22 protein-coding genes are annotated in these 24,923 nt (G+C 65.1%); 13 read left to right on the top strand and 9 right to left on the bottom strand.

Annotated features, from left to right (window positions below; translation table 11 throughout):
* The first annotated feature begins 95 nt into the window (after nt 1-95).
* The 4 genes from KYK29_RS21685 to iolB all read left to right on the top strand — a co-directional run bounded on the left by KYK29_RS21685 (nt 96) and on the right by iolB (nt 5,874).
* Nucleotides 96-2,048, top strand: a complete 1,953-nt coding sequence (locus tag KYK29_RS21685) for a bifunctional 5-dehydro-2-deoxygluconokinase/5-dehydro-2-deoxyphosphogluconate aldolase (RefSeq protein WP_254692967.1) — start codon at nt 96-98, stop codon at nt 2,046-2,048.
* Nucleotides 2,049-2,111: 63 nt separating this feature from the next.
* Nucleotides 2,112-3,962 carry a 3D-(3,5/4)-trihydroxycyclohexane-1,2-dione acylhydrolase (decyclizing) gene (gene iolD / locus KYK29_RS21680; protein WP_254692966.1) on the top strand — a complete coding sequence of 617 codons (1,851 nt, stop codon included), beginning with the start codon at nt 2,112-2,114 and terminating at the stop codon, nt 3,960-3,962.
* 157 nt (nt 3,963-4,119) lie between these two features.
* Nucleotides 4,120-5,037 carry a myo-inosose-2 dehydratase gene (gene iolE, locus KYK29_RS21675; protein WP_254692965.1) on the top strand — a complete coding sequence of 306 codons (918 nt, stop codon included), beginning with the start codon at nt 4,120-4,122 and terminating at the stop codon, nt 5,035-5,037.
* Between the two features lie 42 nt (nt 5,038-5,079).
* Nucleotides 5,080-5,874: a 5-deoxy-glucuronate isomerase gene (gene iolB, locus KYK29_RS21670; protein WP_254692964.1), complete on the top strand. Its 795-nt coding sequence runs from the start codon at nt 5,080-5,082 to the stop codon at nt 5,872-5,874.
* Nucleotides 5,875-5,937: 63 nt separating this feature from the next.
* Here iolB and KYK29_RS21665 read toward each other — a convergent pair whose 3' ends face one another.
* Entirely contained in the window at nt 5,938-6,966 is a 1,029-nt protein-coding gene (locus KYK29_RS21665) for an extracellular catalytic domain type 1 short-chain-length polyhydroxyalkanoate depolymerase (RefSeq protein WP_254692963.1), read from the bottom strand.
* Nucleotides 6,967-7,190: 224 nt separating this feature from the next.
* Between KYK29_RS21665 and KYK29_RS21660 the strand changes: the two genes are divergently transcribed.
* Nucleotides 7,191-8,414 carry an acyl-CoA dehydrogenase gene (locus tag KYK29_RS21660; protein WP_254692962.1) on the top strand — a complete coding sequence of 408 codons (1,224 nt, stop codon included), beginning with the start codon at nt 7,191-7,193 and terminating at the stop codon, nt 8,412-8,414.
* 287 nt (nt 8,415-8,701) lie between these two features.
* Nucleotides 8,702-9,820: a pyridoxal phosphate-dependent aminotransferase gene (locus KYK29_RS21655; RefSeq protein ID WP_254692961.1), complete on the top strand. Its 1,119-nt coding sequence runs from the start codon at nt 8,702-8,704 to the stop codon at nt 9,818-9,820.
* A 32-nt stretch (nt 9,821-9,852) separates the two neighbouring features.
* Here KYK29_RS21655 and KYK29_RS21650 read toward each other — a convergent pair whose 3' ends face one another.
* Both KYK29_RS21650 and KYK29_RS21645 read right to left on the bottom strand, forming a co-directional pair.
* Nucleotides 9,853-10,122, bottom strand: a complete 270-nt coding sequence (locus KYK29_RS21650) for an SEL1-like repeat protein (RefSeq protein ID WP_254692960.1) — start codon at nt 10,120-10,122, stop codon at nt 9,853-9,855.
* Nucleotides 10,123-10,497: 375 nt separating this feature from the next.
* On the bottom strand, nt 10,498-11,199 hold the full coding sequence (locus KYK29_RS21645; protein WP_254692959.1) for a glutathione binding-like protein: 702 nt from the start codon (nt 11,197-11,199) through the stop codon (nt 10,498-10,500).
* Between the two features lie 162 nt (nt 11,200-11,361).
* Here KYK29_RS21645 and KYK29_RS21640 point away from each other — a divergent pair, with 162 nt between their 5' ends.
* From KYK29_RS21640 to KYK29_RS21625, 4 genes are all read left to right on the top strand, one after another.
* Nucleotides 11,362-11,517 carry a hypothetical protein gene (locus KYK29_RS21640; protein WP_254692958.1) on the top strand — a complete coding sequence of 52 codons (156 nt, stop codon included), beginning with the start codon at nt 11,362-11,364 and terminating at the stop codon, nt 11,515-11,517.
* A gap of 32 nt (nt 11,518-11,549) precedes the next feature.
* Nucleotides 11,550-11,726: a hypothetical protein gene (locus KYK29_RS21635; RefSeq protein WP_254692957.1), complete on the top strand. Its 177-nt coding sequence runs from the start codon at nt 11,550-11,552 to the stop codon at nt 11,724-11,726.
* A gap of 122 nt (nt 11,727-11,848) precedes the next feature.
* Nucleotides 11,849-12,169, top strand: a complete 321-nt coding sequence (locus KYK29_RS21630; RefSeq protein WP_254692956.1) for a YnfA family protein — start codon at nt 11,849-11,851, stop codon at nt 12,167-12,169.
* Between the two features lie 56 nt (nt 12,170-12,225).
* On the top strand, nt 12,226-13,728 hold the full coding sequence (locus KYK29_RS21625; protein ID WP_254692955.1) for an AMP nucleosidase: 1,503 nt from the start codon (nt 12,226-12,228) through the stop codon (nt 13,726-13,728).
* 10 nt (nt 13,729-13,738) lie between these two features.
* Here the strand turns inward: KYK29_RS21625 and KYK29_RS21620 are convergent, their stop codons facing one another.
* Nucleotides 13,739-15,112: an aspartate aminotransferase family protein gene (locus KYK29_RS21620; protein WP_254692954.1), complete on the bottom strand. Its 1,374-nt coding sequence runs from the start codon at nt 15,110-15,112 to the stop codon at nt 13,739-13,741.
* Between the two features lie 150 nt (nt 15,113-15,262).
* Here KYK29_RS21620 and KYK29_RS21615 point away from each other — a divergent pair, with 150 nt between their 5' ends.
* Nucleotides 15,263-16,621 carry a glutamine synthetase family protein gene (locus tag KYK29_RS21615; RefSeq protein ID WP_254692953.1) on the top strand — a complete coding sequence of 453 codons (1,359 nt, stop codon included), beginning with the start codon at nt 15,263-15,265 and terminating at the stop codon, nt 16,619-16,621.
* A 33-nt stretch (nt 16,622-16,654) separates the two neighbouring features.
* Here KYK29_RS21615 and KYK29_RS21610 read toward each other — a convergent pair whose 3' ends face one another.
* A complete protein-coding gene (locus KYK29_RS21610; RefSeq protein WP_254692952.1) occupies nt 16,655-17,593 on the bottom strand; it encodes a diacylglycerol/lipid kinase family protein in 939 nt (312 codons plus the stop codon).
* Between the two features lie 352 nt (nt 17,594-17,945).
* Here KYK29_RS21610 and KYK29_RS21605 point away from each other — a divergent pair, with 352 nt between their 5' ends.
* Entirely contained in the window at nt 17,946-19,190 is a 1,245-nt protein-coding gene (locus KYK29_RS21605; RefSeq protein WP_437437286.1) for an MFS transporter, read from the top strand.
* Nucleotides 19,191-19,245: 55 nt separating this feature from the next.
* Here KYK29_RS21605 and KYK29_RS21600 read toward each other — a convergent pair whose 3' ends face one another.
* The 3 genes from KYK29_RS21600 to KYK29_RS21590 form a co-directional block, all read right to left on the bottom strand.
* Nucleotides 19,246-20,133: an ABC transporter permease gene (locus tag KYK29_RS21600; protein ID WP_254692951.1), complete on the bottom strand. Its 888-nt coding sequence runs from the start codon at nt 20,131-20,133 to the stop codon at nt 19,246-19,248.
* A gap of 106 nt (nt 20,134-20,239) precedes the next feature.
* Nucleotides 20,240-21,238, bottom strand: a complete 999-nt coding sequence (locus KYK29_RS21595) for an ABC transporter substrate-binding protein (protein ID WP_254692950.1) — start codon at nt 21,236-21,238, stop codon at nt 20,240-20,242.
* A 374-nt stretch (nt 21,239-21,612) separates the two neighbouring features.
* Nucleotides 21,613-22,242 carry a L,D-transpeptidase gene (locus KYK29_RS21590; protein WP_254692949.1) on the bottom strand — a complete coding sequence of 210 codons (630 nt, stop codon included), beginning with the start codon at nt 22,240-22,242 and terminating at the stop codon, nt 21,613-21,615.
* Nucleotides 22,243-22,552: 310 nt separating this feature from the next.
* Here KYK29_RS21590 and mgtE point away from each other — a divergent pair, with 310 nt between their 5' ends.
* Nucleotides 22,553-23,932 (top strand): magnesium transporter, encoded by a 1,380-nt coding sequence (gene mgtE, locus KYK29_RS21585; RefSeq protein WP_254692948.1) that lies wholly within the window; start codon nt 22,553-22,555, stop codon nt 23,930-23,932.
* A 79-nt stretch (nt 23,933-24,011) separates the two neighbouring features.
* Here mgtE and KYK29_RS21580 read toward each other — a convergent pair.
* On the bottom strand, nt 24,012-24,923 hold a 912-nt coding region (locus KYK29_RS21580; protein WP_254692947.1), incomplete at its 5' end, for an electron transfer flavoprotein-ubiquinone oxidoreductase.

Here is a 24,923-nt window from a genome sequence, read left to right as displayed (position 1 = left end):
ACATACATTCCGATTTGACATAATAATGGAATTGATGTTTCATTTTACCATGACGCCGGAACACCGGCGGCACGAAGGCGAGATTGGAGGACGACATGCCGCAGAATGACATTGCCCTGGACCGGAGCCATGCGGATTCGGAAAAGACGCTCGACGTCATCACCATCGGCCGTTCCTCCGTCGATCTCTATGGCCAGCAACTCGGCACCCGGCTGGAGGATACCGCCTCCTTCGCGAAATCCGTGGGCGGCTGCCCGGCCAATATCGCCATCGGCACCGCCCGACTCGGCTTGAAATCCGCGCTGATCACCCGCGTCGGCGACGAGCAGATGGGGCGCTTCATCCGCGAGCAATCCGCCCGCGAGGGTGTCAATGTCGAGGGCATCGGCACGGACCGGGAGCGCCTGACCGCGCTCGTCCTGCTCGCCATCGAGGCGGAAGGCGTCTCGCCGATGATCTTCGTGCGGACCGACTGCGCCGACATGGCGCTCGACGAGAGCGACATCGATCCCGCCTTCGTGCAGTCCTCCCGCGCCGTGCTGGTTTCGGGCACCCATTTCTCGCGTCCCAACACCCTGGCCGCCCAGCGCAAGGCGATCCGCCTTTCCAGGGAAGCCGGCGGCAAGGTGATCTTCGACATCGACTACCGCCCGAATCTCTGGGGGCTTGCCGGCCACGCGGAAGGCTTCGAGCGCTACGTGAAGTCCGACCGGGTGTCCGACATCATGAAGTCGGTGCTGCCGGACTGCGACCTGATCGTCGGCACCGAGGAGGAGATCATGATCGCGTCGGGCGCCGACGACGTGCTTTCCTCGCTGAAGGCCATCCGGGCGATTTCTCCCGCCACCATCGTCCTCAAGCGCGGCGCGATGGGCTGCATCGTCTATGACGGCCCCATCACCGACGATCTGGAGGACGGCATCGTCGGACAGGGGTTCCCGATCGAGGTCTACAACGTGCTCGGCGCCGGCGACGCCTTCATGTCGGGCTTCCTGCGCGGCTGGCTGACCGGCGAGGACCACGCCACCTCGGCCACCTGGGCCAATGCCTGCGGCGCCTTCGCCGTCTCGCGGCTGCTGTGCTCGCCGGAATATCCCACCTGGGAGGAATTGCAGTTCTTCCTCGAAAACGGCAGCCCGCACCGGGCGCTGCGCAAGGACGAGGCGATCAACCATCTCCATTGGGCGACGACCCGCAAGACCGGCGACATCCCGCTCCTGATGGCGCTGGCCTGCGACCACCGCATGCAGCTCGTCGACATCGCCGACGAACTCGGCGTGCCGCACAGCCGGATTTCGGATTTCAAGCGGCTGACGGTCGAGGCGGCCGCCCGCGTCGCCGATGGCCGGCCGGGCTACGGCATGCTGATCGACGAGCGCTTCGGGCGCGACGCCTTCTTCGATGCCGCCACCCGGAATTTCTCATGGCTCGGCCGGCCGGTGGAACTGCCGGGTTCGAAGCCGCTGCGCTTCGAGTTCAGCCAGGACATCGGCTCTCAGCTGGTGGAATGGCCGGTCGATCACTGCATCAAGTGCCTGTGCTTCTATCATCCCGACGATCCGGCCGCCCTCAAGACGGAGCAGCAGGAAAAACTGCGCAGCCTTTTCGAGGCCGCCCGCCGCATCGGCCGGGAATTGCTGATCGAGATCATCGCCGGCAAGAACGGGCCGCTTGGAGACGATACGATCGCCACCGCCTTGCAGGAACTCTACGATCTCGGCATCAAGCCCGACTGGTGGAAGCTGGAGCCGCAGGCCTCCGCCGCTGCCTGGAAGAACGTCGAGGCGGTGATCGCCCGCAACGATCCCCATTGCCGGGGCATCGTGCTGCTCGGCCTCGACGCGCCGGCCGCCGACCTCGTCGAGGCGTTCGAGGCGACGAAGGTGGCGCCGGCCGTCAAGGGCTTCGCCGTCGGCCGCACGATCTTCGCCGATGCGGCGCGCGACTGGATGGCCGGCAGGCTGGACGACAAGGCGGCGATTGCCGACATGGCCGGCCGCTTCAAGGCGCTGACCGACGCCTGGCTGAAGACCCGCGGGCTGGCGTAAAGCGCAACCCCGGCCCCGCGCGGACGGGAAAGACGAATGCGAGAAAGGAAGAAGGGCAGGCCCATGACAAAGACGATCCGGCTGACGATGGCGCAGGCCGTCACGCATTTCCTCAAGGCCCAGATGACCGTCGTCGACGGCCGGAAGACGCCGATCTTCGCCGGCGTCTGGGCGATCTTCGGCCACGGCAATGTCGCCGGCATGGGCGAGGCGCTCCATCAGGTGCGCGACGAACTGCCGACACTGCGCGCCCATAACGAGCAGGGCATGGCGCATGCCGCCGTGTCCTTCGCCAAGGCGAGCTTCCGCAGCCGCTTCATGGCCTGCACGACCTCCATCGGCCCCGGCGCGCTCAACATGGTGACGGCGGCCGGCGTCGCCCATGTCAACCGCCTGCCCGTGCTGTTCCTGCCGGGCGACGTCTTCGCCAATCGCATTCCCGACCCCGTGCTCCAGCAGATCGAGGATTTCGGCGACGGCACCGTTTCCGTCAATGACGCCTTTCGCTGCGTCTCGCGCTATTTCGACCGCATCACCCGTCCCGAACAGATCATTCCGGCGCTGAAGCGCGCCATGCAGGTGCTGACCGACCCGGTGGATTGCGGCCCGGTGACGCTCTCCCTCTGCCAGGACGTGCAGGCGGAAGCCTATGACTATCCGCAAAGCCTGTTTGCGGAAAAGGTCTGGACGCTGCGCCGCCCTCGTCCCGACAGCGACGAGCTTGCCGCCGCCATCGCCACGCTGCGCCAAGCGGAAAAGCCGCTGATCCTTGCCGGCGGCGGCGTGCTCTATTCGCAGGCGAGTGACGAACTCCAGGCTTTCGCCGCCGCCCACGGCATCCCGGTCGCCGTCACCCAGGCAGGAAAATCGGCGATTTCCGATACGCATCCGCTGGCGATGGGCGCAATCGGCGTCACCGGCACCTCCGCCGCCAATGCCTTTGCGGAGGAAGCCGACGTCATCCTCGCCGTCGGCACCCGCATGCAGGATTTCACCACCGGCTCCTGGGCGCTGTTCAAGAACGAAAGCCTGAGGATGATCGGCCTCAACACCACCGCCTTCGACGCGGCCAAGCACGACAGCCAGCCGCTCGTCTCAGACGCGCGCGAGGGCCTGCGGCTGCTGACCGAAGCGCTCGGCGGCTGGAAGGCTCCGGCCGCCGTTGCCGAGGCGGCGGCGACGCGCAAGGCGGAATGGATGGAGGCCGCCGGCAGGGCGACCGCCGCCACCAATGCCGCGCTGCCGTCCGACGCGCAGGTGATCGGCGCCGTACAGCGCACGATCGGCGGCGAGAATTCCGTTCTCGTCTGCGCCGCCGGCGGGCTTCCGGGCGAATTGCACAAGCTCTGGCAGGCGGTGAAGCCCGGCGGCTATCACATGGAATACGGTTTTTCCTGCATGGGCTACGAGATCGCCGGCGGCCTCGGCGTCAAGCTGGCGCGGCCGGAGGCCGATGTCGTCGTCATGGTCGGCGACGGCTCCTACATGATGATGAACTCCGAGCTTTCGACCTCCGTCATGCTCGGGCAGAAGCTCACCATCGTGGTGCTCGACAACCGCGGCTACGGCTGCATCAACCGCTTGCAAATGGCGACCGGCGGGGCCAACTTCAACAACCTCTTGCAGGACGCCGCCCTGGAACGGATGCCCGACATCGATTTCCGCGCCCATGCCGAAAGCATGGGGGCCGTGGCGGTGAAGGTTTCTTCCATCGCCGAACTGGAAAAGGCCATCGGGGACAGCAGGGCGAACGACCGCACGTCGGTCATCGTCATCGATACCGATCCGCTCATCACCACCGAGGCCGGCGGCCACTGGTGGGACGTGGCGGTGCCGGAGGTCAGCCCCCGCGCGGAAGTCGGCACGGCGCGCGCCGCCTATGAGGCCGCGCGCAAGGCCCAGAGGATCGGCTGAAGCAGACAATTGCGGGAAGCCGCGCCCGGCTTTCCCGCAGCTGGAGCAATTCCGGCGAAATCCGGCTCAACGGGATTGCTCTCATATATTGTTTTTACCGCATTCCCCGACGCCGAAGCGATCTCGCTTCGGCTGGAAATGCTCCTAGGAGAAACCGATGAAAGCCAAACTCGGCATGTCGCCCATCGCCTGGTGGAACGACGACCTCCCTGAACTCAGCGACGATGTTTCGCTGGAAGAATGCCTGCGGCAATCGCGCAGCGCCGGCTTCACCGGCATGGAAAAGGGTCGGCGCTTCCCCGAGGATCCGGCGGTGATGCTGCCGATCCTGCGCGCCGCCGACGTCACGCTGTGCGGCGGCTGGTTTTCCGGCACGCTGGTGGACGAGGAACTCGCGGTCAACAAGGACCGCATCGCGCCGATGATCGAGCTGTTCAAGGCGGTCGATGCGCCCTGCATCGTCTATGGCGAAGTCGCCCGCTCCATCCAGGGCGACCGCTCGAAGCCGCTTGCGACCAAGCCGCGTCTTTCCGACGACGAGATGAGGGCCTATGCCCGCCGCATGACCGAATTCGGCGAATGGTGCGCCGATCAGGGCATGCCGCTCTCCTACCACCATCACATGGCGGCCGTCGTGGAGACCGAACCGGAACTCGACGCCTTCATGCGCGCCTCCGGCGAAGGTATTCCGCTGCTGCTCGACGCCGGGCATCTCGCCTTTGCCGGCGGCGACGTGCTGCGCGCCATCGACAACCATCACGCCCGCATCAACCATGTCCACGTCAAGGACATCCGCAAGGCGGTGGTTGACGGGCTCGACCGCAGCCGGCAATCCTTCCTCGACGCGGTGGCGCTCGGCGCCTTCACCGTGCCCGGCGATGGATCGCTCGATTTCGGCGCGATCGTCCAGCGGCTCGCCGACCACGGCTACGAGGGCTGGTTCGTCGTCGAGGCCGAACAGGATCCGCGCCAGGCGCCGCCGCGGAAAATGGCCGAGATCGGCCATGCCGAACTGATGCGCGTGATGGCCGCCGCAGGCTATACCGTGGAAACGCAGGGCTTTCCCAAGGGATAGGCGCATCCGGCGCCGTCTTGCGACGATGAAAGGAACAGGCTGATGTCGAAACTGCTGTTGAAACCCGATGGCGATCACGGTCGCGTGACCCATGTCACGCCGGAAAATGCCGGCTGGACCTATGTCGGCTTCGACGTGCACCGGATGAAACCCGGCGAGATCGTCTCGGCGGAAACGGGCAGCCGGGAAGTCTGCCTCGTCTGGCTCACCGGCAAGGGCGCGGCCGTGGCCGGCGGCCGGGATTTCGGCGTGCTCGGCGAGCGCATGAGCGTCTTCGAGGGCGAGCCGCATGCGCTCTATGTGCCGGCCGGCTCGAACTGGTCGGTGACGGCCGAGACGGAGCTGGAACTGGCCGTCTGTTCCGCACCGGGCGGCGGCGACCATAAGGCCAAGGCCATTCCGCCGGGCACCCATCCGCAGATCAGCCGCGGCAAGGGCTCCAACGTCCGCCATGTGATCAACATCATGCCGGAGGACGACAATTCCGCCCATTCGCTGCTGGTGGTCGAAGTCATCACCCCGAGCGGCAACACCTCGTCCTATCCCTCGCACAAGCACGATCAGGACAACCTGCCGCACGAGAGCCTGCTGGAGGAAACCTATTACCACCGCATCAACCCGCCGCAGGGTTTCGCCTTCCAGCGCGTCTATACCGACGACCGCTCGCTGGACGAGGCGATGGCGGTGGAGGACCGGGACGTGACACTGGTGCCGAAAGGCTATCACCCCTGCGCCACCATCCATGGCTACGATCTCTATTATCTCAACGTCATGGCCGGGCCGACGCGGATCTGGAAGTTCAACAACGCCAGGGAGCACGCATGGCTGCTCGCCTGAGCGGGTGACGGAGCGGGGGCGTTCGGCAAGGAACGATCCAGGCCTTTGTTTTTCCGCATGCCTTTATCGCTTCCACCGCCGCGTCAGCCCCCATTCCTTCGCGATTTCCAGCGTCGAGGAGAAGCCCGCCTCCAGCATGAAGGGCTCGGCGGAAGCGGCGTGACCGCCGCCCTCGCCGGGCAGCACCGGGGTGCCATGGCCCATGCCGTCGATCTCGTGGAGGATGACGAGCGCCCTACCCTCGCCATCGGGCCAGATGCGCGTGCGCCGGCCCTTGAGACGCTTTTCCACGAAGCCTTCCCCCGGCAGGCCGTAGCGGTCGCGCCATTGCTCGACGAGCGCATGACCGTTCGAAAGCGAGACCGTTTCATCCGCAGTGCCGTGCCAGACGGAGACGACCGGCTTGCGGACGATGCGCGGCGAGGCCGCGCGCACCAGATCGCCCCATTCGCGGGCGCTTCTTGCCGGCGCCTCGCGCATCGCCGCAAGGGCGCGCGGGACATCCCGCGCCGCGCCGAAGGGCAGCCCGGCGATGATCGCCCCGCCGGCGAAATCCCCGGGATAGACCGCCAGCAGCGCCGCCGCCATCGCGCCGCCGGCCGAAAGCCCGGTGACGAAGACCCGCCGCCTGTCCGTTTTCGCCATGCCCGCGGCATGGGCGACCATCCGGCGGATCGACATCAGTTCGCCCCGGTCGCGCCGGACCTCGCTCGGGCGGAACCAGGTGAAACAGCGGGCGGGATTGTTCACCGGCTTCTGCTCGGCGTAAACCACGCAGAAGCCGCGCTCGTCGGCAAGCCGCGACCAGCCGGAGGCACGGTCGTAGCTCTCGGCCTCCTGCCGGCACCCGTGCAGCACCAGCACCAGCGGCCGCCCGGCCGGCAAACCCTCCGGAATATGGACGAGCATGCGCAGATTGCCCGGATTGGCGCCGAACTCGGCGATTTCCGTCAGCCGGCCCGGCGCGGTCCGCTTGCGACGGAGGGACGCGGCCGCACGCCGGCGCCCGGCGGCCGGCGAAGGGGAGAGAACGCCGATATCCGGCATCGCCGGCAGCAGACGCTCCAGCGAGCGCTTGAAACGATCGCGCATGCGGCGAACCCTTTTCAGTCGTATCTTCATCATTGCCTGCGGGATTGCAGCGCCCGGCGGACGCCGGACACGGGGGCCAAACCTGAACGCCCTCATTCTTGGGGCTCATGAGGGCATTCACAAATAGCCAAAGCGGTGCGGAGGGGAATTCGTTCCCCGGCTTCCCGTCCGCGTCAAGCTGTTGTAGCACTTCCTCACCGATGAACCACCACAGGAAAGACGCCATGAGCGAGCATCACAGCGCCACCCCGCAACAGGCCCGCGCCCGGATGGCGCCCTTCGACTGGGCGGACCCGTTCCTGCTGGAGGACCAGCTCAGCGACGAAGAGCGCATGATCCGCGATACGGCGCGCGCCTATTGCCAGGAAAAACTCGTCCCCCGCGTCATCGAAGCCAATCGCCACGAGATCTTCCATCGGGAGATCATGAGCGAGATGGGCGAACTCGGCCTGCTCGGCCCGACGGTTCCCGAGGAATACGGCGGCGTCGGCGCCAACTATGTTTCCTACGGCCTTGTCGCGCGCGAGGTGGAACGGGTCGATTCCGGCTATCGCTCCGCCATGTCCGTGCAGTCCTCGCTGGTGATGCACCCGATCTTCGCCTTTGGCACCGAGGAAAGCCGCCGGAAGTTCCTGCCGAAGCTCGCCTCCGGCGAGATCGTCGGCTGTTTCGGCCTGACCGAGCCGGATCACGGCTCCGACCCGTCCTCGATGATCACCCGCGCGAAGAAGGTCGACGGCGGCTATCTCCTATCCGGCGCGAAGAACTGGATCACCAATTCGCCGATCGCCGACATCGCCATCGTCTGGGCGAAATCCGACGCCCATGACGACAAGATCAAGGGTTTCATCCTCGAACGCGGCATGAAGGGCTTCGAGACGCCGAAGATCGACGGCAAGTTTTCGCTGCGCGCCTCCGTCACCGGCATGATCATGATGCAGGACGTCTTCGTCCCGGAGGAGAACCTGCTGCCGGAAGTTGCCGGGCTTGCCGGCCCCTTCGGCTGCCTCAACCGCGCCCGCTACGGCATCGCCTGGGGCGCGATGGGAGCCGCCGAATTCTGCTGGCACGCCGCACGCCAGTACACGCTCGACCGCAAGCAGTTCGGCAAGCCGCTCGCCGCGACCCAGCTCATCCAGAAGAAGCTCGCCGACATGGAAACCGAGATTGCGCTCGGCCTGCAAGGCGCGCTCCGCCTCGGCCGCCTGTTCGACGAGCATCGTGCGCCGGCCGAACTGATCTCGCTGATGAAACGCAACAACTGCGGCAAGGCGCTCGATATCGCGCGCGTCTCGCGCGACATGCACGGCGGCAACGGCGTTTCCGACGAATATGGCGTCATCCGCCACGTCATGAACCTCGAAGCGGTCAATACCTACGAGGGCACGCATGACATCCATGCGCTGATCCTCGGCCGCGCGCAGACGGGCCTTCAGGCCTTCCAGTAAGGCCGCCTGCCTTTACCCCCGGTGACCGTCCGCCTTGCGGCGGGCGGGCCGGACAGGCTGCCATCCAGGCGTTTCCCCTTGCGCCGATCTGGGTTCGAGCGGTGCCAATTTTCACAGAATCGGCAGAACCGCTCTATCTCTTTGTTTTAGCCGCATTTCCGGACGCAAAACCGTTTCACACTTTTGCGGGAAATGCTCTAGGGTGGCGCGATCCCGAGTCCGTCCTGCCCCGGCAGGCGCCACGCGGGAGCCCGAACCCGTGACATTTCCGATCCAGGCAGCTTTCCATGTCCGCATTCTCCCGCTTCACCGCCCTTGCCCAGACCCTGCCCGCCACGGTGCCCTTCGTCGGTCCCGAGGCGATCGAGCGCAACCGCAACCTTCCCCTGCGCGCACGCATCGGCGCCAACGAGAGCGGCTTCGGCCCCGCGCCGTCGGTGCTGGAAGCGATCCGCGCGGCAGCCGATACGGTCTGGATGTATGCCGATCCGGAGAATTTCGCGCTGAAGGAAGCGCTGGCGATCCACCATGGCCTGTCACGCGACAATATCGCCATCGGCGGCGGCATCGACGGGCTGCTCGGGGAGATCGTGCGGCTCGTCGTCGAGCCGGGCACGCCGGTCGTCACCTCGCTCGGCGGCTATCCGACCTTCAACTACCATGTGAACGGCCATGGCGGCCGACTGGTGAGCGTGCCCTATGCCGGAGACCGGGAAGACCTCGACGGCCTGCTTGCCGCCGCGCGGCGCGAGGACGCGCCGCTCGTCTATTTCGCCAATCCCGACAATCCGATGGGAAGCTGGTGGGACGCCGGCAGCGTCGTGACCTTTGCCCGCGCGCTGCCGGAGCGCAGCCTGCTGATCCTCGACGAAGCCTATTGCGAGACCGCGCCCGAAGGCTCCACCCCCGCGATCGACGCCTTGATCGGCCTGCCGAACGTGCTGCGCATGCGCACCTTCTCCAAGGCTTACGGGCTTGCCGGCGCGCGCGTCGGCTATGCCATCGGCACGCTCGGCAATGCGCTCGCCTTCGACAGGATCCGCAATCATTTCGGCATGGCCCGCATTTCGGTGGAGGCGGCGCTGGCGGCGCTCCAGGACCAGGCCTACCTCAGGGACGTCACCGGCCGCATCGCCGCCGCGCGCGAGCACCTCACCGGCATCGCCCGCGCCAACGGCCTGCAACCGCTCCCCTCGGCCACGAATTTCGTCACCGTCGATTGCGGTCGCGACGGCGCTCATGCCCGCGCCATCGTCGACGGGCTAATGGAGCATGGCGTCTTCATCCGCATGCCGGGCATCGCCCCGCTCAACCGCTGCGTCCGCATCAGCGTCGGGCCGGAAGTCGACATGGCGCTTCTGGAAGAGGTCCTGCCCCGCGTCCTCAAGCAGGCGCGCAGCCGATAGCCGGACAAGGCCCGCCCCGGAAAAGGGCCGGGTCAGTGCATCGTCATCCATTCGCGCGCGGCGCGCAGCGCCTCGGCGATCTGCGGCTTGCTCATCGTCGCGGCAAGATCGGCCCGCAGTTCCGCGGCGCGGTCGCAGCCGCGGATGGCCGCGATGTTCAGCCACTTGTGCGCGGCGACCAGATCGACGTCGCATCCGCGTCCGGTCGCATACATCAGCCCCATGTCACAGAACAGTTCGGGGCGGGGTTCTCCGCCGGTCATGGCGGAGGTTTCGAAGTCATGAGCGTTAAAACGTGCCATTGCCATTGTCCCTGTTTGTCGTTGCCGCTTGCATTGCCTGTTTTACCTGCCCTTCCGGCGCCTGCCGTCTTGCGCGGCGCTGGTCTTCCGAAAGGGTTTGCCGGCCGGTTTTCCCGTGCTCGTCTTATGGCTCCACTATGCCCGCCGCCTTTCAACAGGCGTTTAAAATGCATGCTTAATTTGCGACAAACAAAGTCCAAACGCTTGGTAAAATTGGGTTTTCGTTAAACATCGAAACGCCTGCAAACCGGCGCATTCGATTAAAAGTTTACCGATCGTTCATCCGTCCGGCCTCAACCCTTTGCTAACCACGCAAAACGACAACGCCCGCCTTTCCGGAAGGAAAAGGCGGGCGTTGCGGGAAAATGCCGCCGGTCAGCGTGCGCGCTGGCCGAAGAGAATCTTCTGCGCTTCCTTGTCGTCGGCGAGATTGGCCTGGCGGGCGCGCTCTTCTTGGCCGACCTCGATGCCGCGCTGGACCGCCGGCCGGGCGAGGACCGTCTCGTACCAGCGCTTGAGATGCGGGAAATCGGCGAGATCCTGACCCTGCTTGTCGTAGGAGCGGATCCAGCCGACCGAAGCCATGTCGGCGATGGAGTAATCGCCGGCTAGATAGTCCCTGTCGGCCAGACGCCTGTCCATGACGCCGTAGAGACGGTTGACCTCATTGGTGTAGCGGTCGATGCCGTAGGCGATCTTTTCCGGCGCATATTGACGGAAATGATGCGCCTGCCCGGCCATCGGCCCGAGCCCGCCCATCTGCCAGAACAGCCATTGCTCCACCTCGACGCGGCTGCGCTCGTCGGCGGGATAGAAGCGTCCGTATTTGCGGCCGAGATATTGCAGGATGGCGCCGGATTCGAAGATCGAGATGGGCGCTCCGCCGGGACCGTCCGGATCGACGATGGCCGGCATGCGGTTGTTCGGCGCGATCTTCAGGAAGTCCGGCGCAAACTGCTCTCCCTTGCCGATATTGATGTATTTCACCACATAGGGAACGTCGAGTTCCTCCAGCATGATGGTGATCTTGTAGCCGTTCGGGGTCGGCCAATAATAGAGTTCGATGGGATCAGCCATTCCTTGCCTCCTGTCTGAAGCCAGAGACGTAGGACGCTGGTCGTCCCCCCGCAAGGTCCGATCAGGCTTTTCCTGAACGGGAGATGAACCGCCTTCTCAGAAGCCGTTCAGTCCCGATATGCGACAACCGTCCCACTGAATGCAGACTGCCGGAGGGACATCATGGACATTCTCGCTCGCCGCCTCACCATCATCACGCTGCTGATGGCGATTTTCGCCATTCTGCTCGCGGCGGCGGTCGAAAGCGATTACCGCCGCAACGCCCGTAACGCAGCTGTCGCCTGCAACGTTCCGCATTTCTGCCAGGCCACGCTCTGATTTTACCCGAAACGCTCGCGAAAGACCGCGCCATGACCACCACCCTCTTCAGCACCGCCACCATCGCCCTTCGCATCTTCATGCTCTGCGCGATGATGATCGCCCCGGTCGGCGCACTCGCCTGGAGCAAGACGGCAGGCCTCGGCATCGCCAAACAGGGCGCCGGCCTCGTTCTCTTCGTCACGCTCCAGCGCCAGTCGATGAGCTGAAGCCGGCGCGTCATGAAGCCGGTCGCCCGACCCGCTTCATGACGCGCCGGCATTTCCTGCCGGTAGGCCCGCGCCACCGTCCATGCTAAGCCGTTCCGGCGATACAATCCGGAACCTGCCGCATGAAAACCGTCCTCGTCTTTTTTCTCGCAGCCCTTGCCGAGATCGCCGGCTGCTTCGCCTTCTGGGCCTGGTGGCGGCTCGACAAATCCGTCTTCTGGCTTGCCCCCGGCCTTGTCTTTCTCATCCTTTTCGCCTGGCTTCTGGCTCAGGCCGACAGCGCTTTCGCCGGCCGCGCCTATGCGGCCTATGGCGGGGTCTATATCGCCTGCTCGCTTGCCTGGCTGTGGCTTGTCGAGGGAATGCGCCCCGACCGGTTCGATCTTGCCGGCGCGACGCTCGCGCTTACGGGCGCCGGCATCATCCTCGTCGCCCCCCGATGACGCAGGGATCGACGTTCTGTCATTTGCTTTTCAAAAACAACGATCTATAGTGCTCCATGAGCAATCGCACCTTCTCTCCCAAAGCCCTTCCCCTTTGCACGCCCGAGCCTTTCGAGCCGCAGGTTTTCGATGACGCCACCGCCATCGTCGACGCTCTCGACGCGCTCTATGAACGCAACACCACGTTCCTGACGAACGCCTTCGCCTTACTCGGACGGGACGGCGCGCCGACACAGCGCTTCCGCGCGTGCTATCCGCAGGTCGGCATAGAAACCACCAGTTTCGGGCTGGTCGACTCGCGGCTTTCCTATGGCTATGTGCCGGCGCCCGGCGTCTATACGACGACGATCACGAGGCCCAGGCTCTTCCGCCACTACCTCAAGGAACAATTCGCCCTGCTGATGCGCAATCACGGGGTACGCGTCACGCTCTCCGAATCGGCGACCCCGATCCCGCTGCATTTCGCCTTCGGCGAAGGCGCGCATGTGGAAGCCGGGGTGGCGGAAAATATCGAGGTTCCGCTGCGCGACCTGTTCGACGCGCCGGATCTGACCAATACCGACGACGAGATCGCCAACGGATCGCATGAGCCGGGGCCCGGAGAGCCGCTGCCGCTTGCGCCTTTCACCGCCCAGCGCATCGACTACTCGCTGGCCCGCCTCAGCCATTACACGGCGACCAGCGCCCACCATTTCCAGAATTTCGTGCTCTTTACGAACTATCAGTTCTATGTCGACGAATTTTGCGAATGGGCGCGCCAGCAGATGGCCGAGGGCGGCAACGGCTATACGACCTTCATAGAGCCCGGCAATATCGCCACCGTCGCCGGCTCCGACCGGCCGGAGCCGAATATCTCCGCCGGCCGCCTGCCGCAGATGCCGGCCTATCACATCAAGAAGAAGGGCCATGGCGGCATCACGCTGGTCAATATCGGCGTCGGGCCTTCCAACGCCAAGACGATCACCGACCATATCGCCGTGCTCAGGCCCCATGCCTGGCTGATGCTCGGCCATTGCGCGGGCCTCAGGAACAGCCAGGCGCTCGGCGACTATGTGCTGGCGCACGCCTATGTCCGCGAGGACCATGTGCTCGACGACGACCTGCCCGTCTGGGTGCCGATCCCCGCGCTCGCCGAGGTGCAGGTGGCGCTCGAACGGGCGGTGGAGGAAGTGACGGGCCTCGAGGGCTACGACCTCAAGCGCATCATGCGCACCGGCACCGTCGCCACCATCGACAACCGCAACTGGGAGCTGCGCGACCAGCGCGGCCCCGTCAAGCGTCTGTCGCAATCGCGCGCCATCGCGCTCGACATGGAATCGGCCACCATCGCCGCCAACGGTTTCCGCTTCCGCGTGCCCTACGGCACGCTGCTTTGCGTTTCCGACAAGCCGCTGCACGGCGAACTGAAACTGCCCGGCATGGCGACCGCCTTCTACCGCAAGCAGGTCAACCAGCATTTGCTGATCGGCATCCGCGCGCTGGAAAAGCTCGCCGGCATGCCGACGGAAAAGCTGCATTCGCGCAAGCTCAGGAGCTTCTTCGAGACGGCCTTCCAGTAACGGCCCGCTCTCAGCCTGCCCGTTGTCCCCAGGCGTGCTCCAGCGCCTTGCGGGTGATGTCGATCATCTGGTCGACTTCGGCATGGGTGATGACGAGCGGCGGCGAGAACAGCATGCGGTCGCCCGTGGCGCGAAGCACCAGGCCGTTTTCCAGGCAATGGTTGCGCACGGCAACGCCAGCCGCCTCGCCATCGGAGAAGCGTTTGCGCGTCGCCTTGTCCTCGGCGAGCTGGACTGCGCCCATCAGGCCGACGCATTGGGTCTCGCCGACGATCGGCAGGTCCTCCAGCGATTTCAGGCCGGCGGCGAGATAGGGGCCGATGTCGTCGCGCACACGCTCGACAAGCCTCTCGTCCTCAATGATGCGCAGGTTCTCCAGCGCCGCGGCGGCGCAGACCGGATGGCCGGAATAGGTGAAGCCGTGGTTGAAGTCGCCGACCTCTTCCACCAGCACGTTGCCGACACGGTCGGAGACCATGACGCCGCCGATCGGCAGATAGCCGGAGGAAAGGCCCTTGGCGATCGGCGCCAGATCCACCTCGACGCCGAAATGCTGATGACCGAACCAGTGGCCGGTGCGGCCGAAGCCGCAGATCACTTCGTCCGCGACCAGCAGGATATTCCTCGCCTTGCAGATGCGGGCGATTTCCGGCCAGTAGCTGGCCGGCGGCACGATGACGCCGCCGGCCCCCTGGATCGGCTCGGCGACGAAGGCGGCGACCGTGTCCTCGCCAAGTTCGTCGATCTTGTCTTCCAGCTCGCGGGCCATCTTCAGGCCGAATGCGTCGGGGGAAAGGTCGCCGCCCTCGCCATACCAATAGGGCTGGCCGATGTGGTGGATGCCGGCGATGGGAAGGTCGCCCTGCTCATGCATCCACTTCATGCCGCCGAGCGAGGCGCCCGCGACCGTCGAGCCGTGATAGCCGTTCCTGCGGGCGATGACCGCCTTCTTGGCTGGCTTTCCCATCGCGCCCCAGTAAACGCGGGCCATGCGGAACCAGGTATCGTTGGCCTCGGAGCCCGAGCCGGTGAAGAAAACGCGATTGATGTCCGGGCCGGCATGCGAGGCGATCTTCTGGGCGAGCAGCACGGCGGGCGGCGTCGTGGTGCCGAAGAAGGTGTTGTAATAGGGCAGCTCGTTCATCTGGCGCATGACGGCCTGCGCGATCTCCTTGCGGCCATAACCAATATTGACGCACCACAGGCCGGCAAAACCGTCGAGATAGCGCTTGCCGTGATTGTCGAAGATACAGGACCCCTCGCCGCGCTCGATGATGCGCGTGCCGGCCGCGTTCAGCTTCTTCATGTCCGAGAACGGATGAAGATGATGGGCGGCATCGAGGGCGCCGAGGTTCGATACGGCTGCTGCACGGCTGTTCGACATAGGGATACATCCTTCGATAGCGAGCCCGGCCATATTGAACGGCCGGACAGAATGAGCTACGAAAATGCCCTTGCAACAGGCGTTTGGCAAGGGATCGGGCACCTGGCGCGGCACCTTTTCAAGTCCGCCCGCCAAACCGAAGCAGGCAATATGACGAACGACAACAAGGCGGCCGGTTCTTCGTCCGCCGGCGCTCCGCCCCGCATTGAAATCCTCCTCGTCGGCATGAACGGCGATCTGCGCGGCAAGCAGCTGCCGCTGGAATGCGAGAAGAAGATCTGGGAGGGTTCGGTTCGCCTGCCTTCTTCCACCCAGTCGCTCGACATCTGGGGCGACGACAACGACGACATCACCGGTCTTTCCATTTCGGCCGGCGACCCGGACGGTGCCTGTATCGCCGACCCCCGATCTTTCGTCTCCATGCCCTGGGCGCCCGAGGGATCGCGGCAGGTGCTGGCCACCATGCATGAGTTCGACGGAACGCCCTCCTTCATGGACCCGCGCGCCATCCTCGCGCGGATGCTGGAACGCTTCGCCGCGCACGGGCTGACGCCGGTGGTGGCCATGGAGCTGGAATTCTACGTGATGGAGGACGACTGGCGCGAAACCGGCAGGCCGCGCCCGCCGGCGGTCCTCCTCTATCGCAACCAGCCGAACGGTTTCCAGCTCTACGACATGCGCACGGCCGATGAACTCGACGGCTATCTCCAGACCGTGCGCGCCTTTGCGAAGGCCATGGATCTGCCGGCCGAGGCCGCGACGGCGGAATTCGGCCCCGGCCAGTTCGAGATCAACCTGCTGCACCGGCCGGATGCGCTGGCGGCGGCCGACGACTGCATCTACCTGAAGCGCATCGCCGAACAGGCGGCGCGCCGGTTCGGGCTGAAGTCCACCTGCATGGCCAAGCCCTATGCCGATCACGCCGGCTCCGGCCTGCATGTCCATTGCAGCCTCGTCGATCGCGACGGCCGGAACATCCTCGACGCGGCGGGCGGCGAGCCGGCCCGGCTGAAATCGATCACCGCCGGCCTGCTGGAGACGATGCGCGACGCCCAGCTCGTCTTTGCGCCCTTTGCCAATTCCTACCGGCGCTTCCAGCCGGGCTCCTTCGCTCCTGTCGATCTCACCTGGGGGTTCGGCCATCGCGGCACGGCGATCCGGATCCCGGACAAGGATGGCCCGGCTGCACGTATCGAGCATCGCGTGGCGGGTGCGGATGTGAACCCCTACCTGCTGCTGACGGCGATTCTCGGCGGCATTCTGCGCGGGCTCGACGAGAATCTCGATCCCGGTCCGGCGACGGAGCCCGGAAAAGAGCCGCCGCCGGCAAGGCGTCTCACCCACGATTTCCTGACAGCCGTCGAGGAATTCGCCGTCTCGCCCTTTATCGCCGATATTTTCGGCGCGGCCTATCAGAAGCTCTATGCCGATACCAAGCGCAAGGAAGCGCTCGTCTACCTGCGCACCGTCTCGGATTTCGACTATCAGACCTATCTGCCGCGACTTTGAACAGACACCGGCCAGGGGAACGGCGGACCGGCCTCAGGCGGCCGCCGTTTCCTTCGTCTCGACCGTCCCCGCCTGGGCTTTCGGCACGATCACCTTCAACTCGCCGGGATGCAGGCGGATGGAGACGTCGCGGGCAAGCGGGAGCAATTCGCCGTCGATGACGCAATTGACCACCCGCTCGACCTTCGGAAAATGCAGGTCGACCGAGGTTCCGGTCATCTCCGTGATATCCTCGTTGTCGCGCAGGCGGCCGCCCAGGATATCGAGGGCGAGCTTGACGACGCCCGCCGGCTGCAACGGCTGTGTCGTGTAGAAGCCGAGATGGCCGCCGGCAAAATCCTCCGCATAGAGCAGGCCGTTGTCGCCGAAGCGGTTGTTCGACACATTGATGGCCGAAACCTGCCGACGCTCGCGCACGCCGTCGACCTCATATTCGACGGTAAAGACCGGCGGGTCCAGAACGACACCGAGCGCGGCGCGGATGCTCGCGGCGATCTTGCCCGGCCGCGAACGATAGGTCATGGCGTTGCGCAGCCGGACGAGCCTGGCATGAAGGCCGGCGGAAAACTGGTGGACGAAGGCCCGGCCGTCGACGGTGCCGATATCCGCGCGGGTCACTTCCCCTTCCGCAAGCGCATCGAGCGCCTGCCAGATATCGAGCGGGATCTTCAGCGATCGGGCAAAAAGGTTCATCGTGCCCGCCGGCACGACGCCGAGCGGCATGCCGCTTTCCCAGGCAAAGCCCGCCGCCGCCGAAACCGTGCCGTCGCCGCCGCCGGCGAGCATCGCGTCGAGATCAGTGCGAACGGCGCAGCGACGCAGCGCCGCCGCCATGTCGGCCCCGTCTACGATATCGCAATCGAGATGATGGCCGGCGGCGCTGAAAATCCGCTCGGCATGGCGGGCGTAGGCCTCCATGTCGGTGGTACGGAACGTGCCCCCATCCCTGTTGAAGATCGCCTGAACGCGCATTCGCTTGCTCCTTGCATGGCCTGGAAGGGTCCCCAAGGGCCGGCATCCAGTCCATTAGACGGACAGAAAGCGGCGATTCACGGGCGGGCAGCGCCATGATTGCAGGATATGTAACGGCTCGCGTCATCGCACAGTCTGAAAACATGAAAAATCACAGTAGGCAGACCCCGGTCCCCCGGTATATCTAGCGATGGCCGCAGGCGTCGGGAGTACGCTGGCGTCGCCGCATCGTCTTCTTCCCGCCATGGCCTGTCGGCCGGCCCAACATGCTTAAGCAGCCAGGAGGAGTGGCCGCGACGGCAGGGCTGCCGTGCGACAGGTCGCGCCGGGTCAATCCCTTCGCGGAGTTGCCGTGTCCGATCACAGACTGTCCCTGACCGCCGCCCCTCACAGCGGGACGGAGCCGCTGTCGCCGCTTGCCGTTTCCCTCATCATCCTCGCCCTTGCCGTGGGCAGCTTCGGCATCGGCACCGGGGAATTCGCCATCATGGGCGTGCTGCCCGATGTCGCTGCCGATTTCGGCGTGACGACGGCCCGGGCGGGCCATGTGATCAGCGCCTATGCGCTCGGCGTCGTCATCGGCGCGCCGGTCATCGCGCTCATCGGCGCGCGCTATCGCCGGCGCGACCTGCTGCTGGTGCTGATGGGCCTTTTCGCGCTCGGCAATCTGGCCAGCGCCGTCGCGCCCAGCTTCGAAAGCTTCGTACTGATGCGCTTCGTCTCCGGCTTGCCGCACGGGGCCTATTTCGGCGTGGCCGCGCTGGTGGCCGCCGCCATGGTGCCGTTCAACAAACGCACCCAGGCCGTCGGCAAGGTCATGCTCGGCCTCACCCTCTCCACGCTGATCGGCACGCCGCTCGCCACCTTCTTCGGGCAGGTGCTCGACTGGCAGCTGGTCTTCGTCGCGGTCGGTATCACAGGGCTTCTGACGGTCGCGCTGATCGTCCTTTTCCTGCCGCGCGACCGGGCCCGGAAACAGGCCAATGCGCTCAGCGAACTCGGTGCGCTGAAGCGCAAGCAGGTCTGGCTGACGCTTGGGGTCGCCGCCACCGGCTTTTGCGGCATGTTCGCCGTCTTCACCTATATCTCGCCCATCGCCACCGAGGTCGCAGGGCTCCGGCCCGCCATGGTGCCGGTCATCATGGCAATCTTCGGCCTGGGCATGATCATCGGCAACGTCTTCGGCGCCAGGCTTGCCGACCGGTCGCTGATGCACACGATCGGATGGTCGCTCGTGCTCTATTTCTTCGTGCTGGTCGGCCTGTCGCTGACGGCGCATCAGCCGGCCATGCTGGCGCTCTGCTGCTTCCTCATCGGTTGCAGCTTCGTCGTCGGGCCGGCGCTCCAGACCCGGCTGATGGATGTGGCCGGCGACGCGCAGACGCTTGCGGCGGCCCTGAACCACTCCGCCTTCAACATCGCCAATGCGCTCGGCGCCCTGTTCGGCGGCCTGTCGATCGGCGCCGGCTACGGCTATGCCTCCGTCGGCTTCGTCGGCGCGGCGACGGCCTGCGTGGGCCTCGCCATCTTCCTTGTGTCCTTCGCGCTGGAACGCACCGACCGGCAACCCGCTCCGCCGCCCTGCCCGGCCGAGTGAGCGAGGCCGGAAAGGACGCCCGCAGCCAACCGCGGACGTCCAAGCGAAAAACCCGTCAGCCGTGAATGATCTCGCGATGCTTCTGAAGGCGCGCGCCATAGGCCTGGCTGACACGGTCGAAGATGATCGCGATGCCGACGATGGCGAGGCCGTTGAACATGCCCAGCGTGAAATACTGGTTTGAGATCGCCTTCAGCACCGGCTGGCCGAGACCCTGCACGCCGATCATCGACGCGATGACCACCATGGCGAGCGCCATCATGATCGTCTGGTTGATGCCCGCCATGATGGTCGGCAGCGCCAGCGGCATCTGCACGTTCTTCAGCTTCTGCCAACTCGAAGAACCGAAGGCGTCCGCCGCCTCCAGCACGTCCTTGTCGACGAGGCGGATGCCCAGATTAGTCAGGCGGATCATCGGCGGGATGGCATAGATGACCACGGCGATCAGGCCCGGAACCTTGCCGATGCCGAGCAGCATGACGACGGGAATGAGATAGACGAAACTCGGCATGGTCTGCATCACGTCGAGGATCGGGTTGATCATGTTTTGCAGGCGGTCCGAGCGGGACATCAGGATGCCGATCGGGATGCCGATGATGATCGACAGCACGGTACAGACGAGGATCATCGAGATCGTCTTCATCGTGTCGTCCCACATGTCGAAGAAGCCGATGGTGAGGAGCGTGACGACACAGCCGGCGACGATCTTCCAGTTGCGGCTTGCAATCCACGCGATCAACGCGATCAGGAGGATGATGATCGGCCAGGGCGTGCGCGTCATGAAGCGCTCGGCCTGAATGAGAAAGAACTGCAACGGCTCGAACAGAGCTTCAATACTGTCGCCATAGGCACGCGTGAAACTGCGGAAACCCTCGTCGATCGCCTTTTTCAGATCGCGCAGCGCCCCGTCGTTCAGATGTGGGAAATTCGTAAGCCAGTCCATGTGGGTCCCCTTCTGCGGCGGCCGGTCTCGTGCCGGCCTTCAGGCAAAATCGGGTGGCGGTGCATCTTGCCGGATACGCCGCCACCCGAATGTCAAAAGCGACGGATCAGAGCGCCGCCTTGATCTTCTCGGCGACCTCCGGAGAGACCCACTCCGTCCAGAGCGCCTCGTTCTCCTGAAGGAAGTGCTTGGCGCCATCTTCGCCGCTCGCCTGGTTGTCGGTCATCCAGGCCATCAGCTTGTTGACCGTGTCGTTCGACCAGGAGCGCTTGTTGAGATAGCCCATCACGTCCTCGCCGGCCCGCTCGGAGAACGACTTGGTGACCAGCGTCTGGACGGTGTCCTTCGGCCAGTCGTTCTTCTTCGGGTCCGGGCAATCGGCCACCGTGTTGCAGCGCTCCCATTCGGCCTTGTCGAAGGGGACGCCGTGTTCGAGCTTCACCATGTCGTATTTGCCGAGAAGCGCCGTCGGAGCCCAGTAGTAGCCCACCCAGCCTTCCTCGCGCTCATAGGCCTTGGCGATGGAGCCGTCGAGGCCGGCGGCCGAACCGGTGTCGACCAGCGTGAAGTTCGCCGCCTCGGCGTCATAGGCCTTGTAGAGCTGTGTCGTGACGAGCGTGCCGCCCCAGCCCTGCGGGCCGTTATGGATCGCGCCCTTGCTCTTGTCTTCCGGGTCCGGGAACAGCTCGGGATGCTTCAGCATATCGTCGATGGTCTTGATGTCGGGATGCGCATCGGCGAGATACTTGGGGATCCACCAGCCCTGCACCGCCGCATCCGAAAGCGCCACGGCCGCGCCGACCAGCTTGCCTTCCTCGATGCCGCGATTGACGACGTCCGGCAGAAGGTCGATCCAGCCTTCCGGCGCCAGGTCCGGCTGCCCCTTCTCGATCATCGAGGTGATCGTCGGAACCGTGTCGCCGACGATGACGTCCGCATTGCAGCCGTAGCCTTCGTTCAGGATGATCTTGTCGAGGCTGGCGAGCACTTCCGCGCTCTGCCAGTTCATGCTGGCGATCGTGACGTCGCCGCAGTCGGCCTGCGCCGCGCCCGCCATGGCCATGAAGCCGGCAACAAGGCAAGTGGTGGCAAGAAGATGTTTCATGGTCGGTTCCCTCATTTTTCCGGCGGTTTTGTTGCATCAAGTGAGAAGCCGATGCGCCGCCGCCGCCGTCTTCCCGATCCTCCGACGGATCGCCTCGCGTCGAGGCCGGTGTCACCTCACGCGTCTGTCACGATGCCGTACCCTCGACTTTTACAGCTACGGGTTCGAATGCCGGTACGAATGCGTCCGCAATTGCACCCATTGCGTCATGGGAAAGGCAAAAGACACGATCCTCCCGGCAGGTCGCGAGGACGGCCCGCCCGGTCAATGTTATGATAGGGTTCAGCTTTTTCATAGGCCGCAAAGCATAAAACGGCGAAAAGGCCGGCATTGCGCCAGCCCGTCCGCCGTCGATCGGCTCTCATGCGGCCGAATCAGGCCAGGCGACGGCCCTGGATGATATGCACCCGTCCGCCGACCTTCACCCGCTCGTAGAGGTCCAGCACATCGTGATTGAGCATGCGCACGCAGCCGCTCGACATCGCCTGGTCGATCGAACGGGGCTGGTTGGTGCCGTGGATGCGGAACATCGTGTCGTTGCCGTTCTGATAGAGATAGATGGCGCGGGCGCCGAGCGGATTGTTGATGCCGCCCGGTACGCCGCCGGCGTACTTCCGGTTCCGCTCCGGATCGCGGCGGATCATGTTCGGCGTCGGCGTCCAGCTCGGCCATTCCGCCTTGCGGCCGATGGTGGCGTTGCCGGCAAGCGAATAGCCCTGGCGCCCGACGCCGATGCCGTAACGCATGGCGCGGCCCCCGCCGAGCACGTAGTAAAGCCGGCGCGCCGGCGTATCGACAACGACGGTGCCGGCGGGATGCGATGTCGGATAGGCCACTTCCTGGCGGCGCAGCTCGGGCTTGATCTGATCGAGCGGCATGGCCTTCAGGGGGAATTTCTCGTCGGGCCGCGCGCTGTAATTGGCGCGGTCGCCGCCGCCGTTCGTGGCGCAGCCGGCAACCAGAGCGGTCGCGCCAAGCAGGAATACACGGCGGGAAATCGCCATCGGAAAGCCCCCTAATATGTTGTTAGCAACCGAAGATTTAGAAAATCATGGTTAATGGCCGGTTAATGGCACTTCGCAACGGGCGTTTTCGCGGGCCGCTTTCGCTTGCGCCTTGACTTTCCCGTCCGGCGGATGGATTGAAGGGCGGCGTGGACATCGGTCCGCGCAATCTTCAACGGAGCCATCGTTACGATGCCAAGCGACAGTAGCAGTCGATCGAGAACGCCCGAGCGGCCATCCGTGCACTGACGTCGCGTCAGCCCGCCGACCGGCCGCAAGGGTTTCCCCTTCGACGGAAAGGCGAGCAAGAATGAACCTTCAGCGTTTTCCCGAGCGGGCCGGCCGCGCCGCCCGTGATTTTCTTCACAACGGCCGCAGTTCCGGCTCCACGGCCGAGCGGATCGAGCATATGAACCGGCTCGACGTCGCCGCCGCCGCGCAATATCTGGCCAATCTGCCCGAAGCAAAGGCGCTTCCGGCCATCTCCCGGCCCGAATTGCATCACGCCGCCGACATCGTCGCGGCGCTGCCGACCGACCACGCCGCCCGCCTTCTCAGGAACATCGCCTACGACCGCGTGACGGACCTCTTCCAGGCGATGGAGGATGAAGCGCGCCGGGCGGCGATCTTCGCCCGGCTGGATCCGGCGACGGCGCATGCCGTCGAGCACCTGATGGCCTATCCGCAGCGTTCGGCGGGGGCGATGATGACTCCCGAATTCGTCAGCGTGTTCGATGACGTCACGGTCGCCGAAGCGCTCGACCATGTGCGCGCGGTGGAGAAATCCAGCGAGACGATCTACGCGATCTATGTGCTCGACCGCAACGACAGCACGCTGACCGGCGTCGTGACGCTGCGGCAGCTCGTCATGGGCGATCCGGCGGCCGGCATCATGACGGTCGCCCGACAGGAGGGCGTCGTCTGCGCCACGCCGCTGATGCCGCAGGAGGAGGTCGCCCGGCTCATCCGCAGCCACAACCTGCTCGCCCTGCCGGTTATCGACGAGAAGAATCATCTGACCGGCATCGTCACGGTCGACGACGTGATCGACACGATGATCGCTGATACGACCGAGGACGCGCATAAGTTCGGCGGCATGGAAGCGCTGGGCAAACCCTATATGCAGATCGGCCTTTTCCACATGATCCGCAAGCGGGCCGGCTGGCTCGCCGCGTTGTTTCTCGGCGAGATGCTGACGGCCAGCGCAATGCAGCACTACGAGGCGGAACTGGAAAAGGCCGTCGTGCTGATGCTGTTCGTCCCGCTGATCATGAGTTCCGGCGGCAACTCCGGCTCGCAGGCCACCTCGCTGATCATCCGGGCGCTGGCGCTCGGGGAACTGAAGCTCACCGACTGGTGGCGCGTCGCCTTCCGGGAGCTGCCGACCGGCATCACGCTCGGCGTTCTTCTCGGCCTCATCGGCTTCGCCCGCATCATGCTGTGGCAGCACATCGGCCTTTACGACTACGGTCCGCATTGGCCGCTGATCGGCCTGACGGTCTTCGCCGCCCTGGTCGGCATCGTCACCTTCGGCTCCATGGTGGGCTCGATGCTGCCCTTCCTGCTGCAACGGCTGCGTTTCGACCCGGCCAGCGCCTCCGCCCCCTTCGTCGCGACCCTCGTCGACGTCAGCGGACTGGTGATCTACTTCAGCGTCGCCCTCCTCATCCTGAGCGGCACCCTGCTATAAAGGTCAAAGGCCCGGACGGTCAGCCGTCCGGGCCAAACTCTTTCAGGCGGGGCCCCGTGCGGAGCCGCCTCCCCGAACATTACATGTTCGGATAGACCGGCCCTTCGCCCCCTTGCGGCGGCACCCAGTTGATGTTCTGGTTGGGATCCTTGATGTCGCAGGTCTTGCAGTGCACGCAGTTCTGCGCGTTGATGACGAAGACGTCCTGGCCGTCCTTCTCCACCCATTCGTAGACGCCCGCCGGACAGTAGCGGGTGGACGGGCCGGCATAGACGTCGAGTTCCGACGCTTTCTGCAAGGCCATGTCCTTCACCTGAAGGTGGACCGGCTGGTCCTCCTTGTGGTTGGTGTTCGACAGGAACACCGAGGAGAGACGGTCGAAGGTCAGCACGCCGTCGGGCTTCGGATAGTCGATGCGCTTGTGCTTGGCCGCCGGCTCCAGCGAGGCGGCGTCCGTCTTGCCGTGCTTCAGCGTGCCGAAGACCGAGAAGCCGAACAGCGTGTTCGTCCACATGTCGAGGCCGCCGAGCGCGACGCCCACGGCCGTGCCGAACCTCGACCACAGCGGCTTGACGTTCCGCACCTTCTTCAGGTCCTGACCGATGGCGCTGTCGCGCCAGCCGTTCTCGATCTCGACCGGCTCGTCATTGGCCCGACCGTTGGCAATCGCATCCGCCAGCTTTTCCGCCGCCAGCATACCCGACAGCACCGCATTATGGCTGCCCTTGATGCGCGGCACGTTGACGAAGCCGGCCGAGCAGCCGATCAGCGCGCCGCCGGGGAACGACAGCTTCGGCACCGACTGATAGCCGCCCTCGGTGATGGCGCGGGCACCATAGGAGAGCCGCTTGCCGCCCTCGAAGGTGCCCCGGATCGCCGGATGCGTCTTGAAGCGCTGGAATTCCTCGAAGGGATAGAGGTACGGGTTCTTGTAGTTGAGATGCACCACGAAGCCGACCGCCACCGTGTTGTCTTCGAGGTGATAGAGGAA

The sequence above is a fragment of the Shinella daejeonensis genome (genome assembly GCF_024281235.1).
Taxonomy (GTDB): domain Bacteria; phylum Pseudomonadota; class Alphaproteobacteria; order Rhizobiales; family Rhizobiaceae; genus Shinella; species Shinella daejeonensis.
Note: the sequence above shows the minus strand (reverse complement) of the source record. Positions and strands in the feature narration are given on the sequence as shown.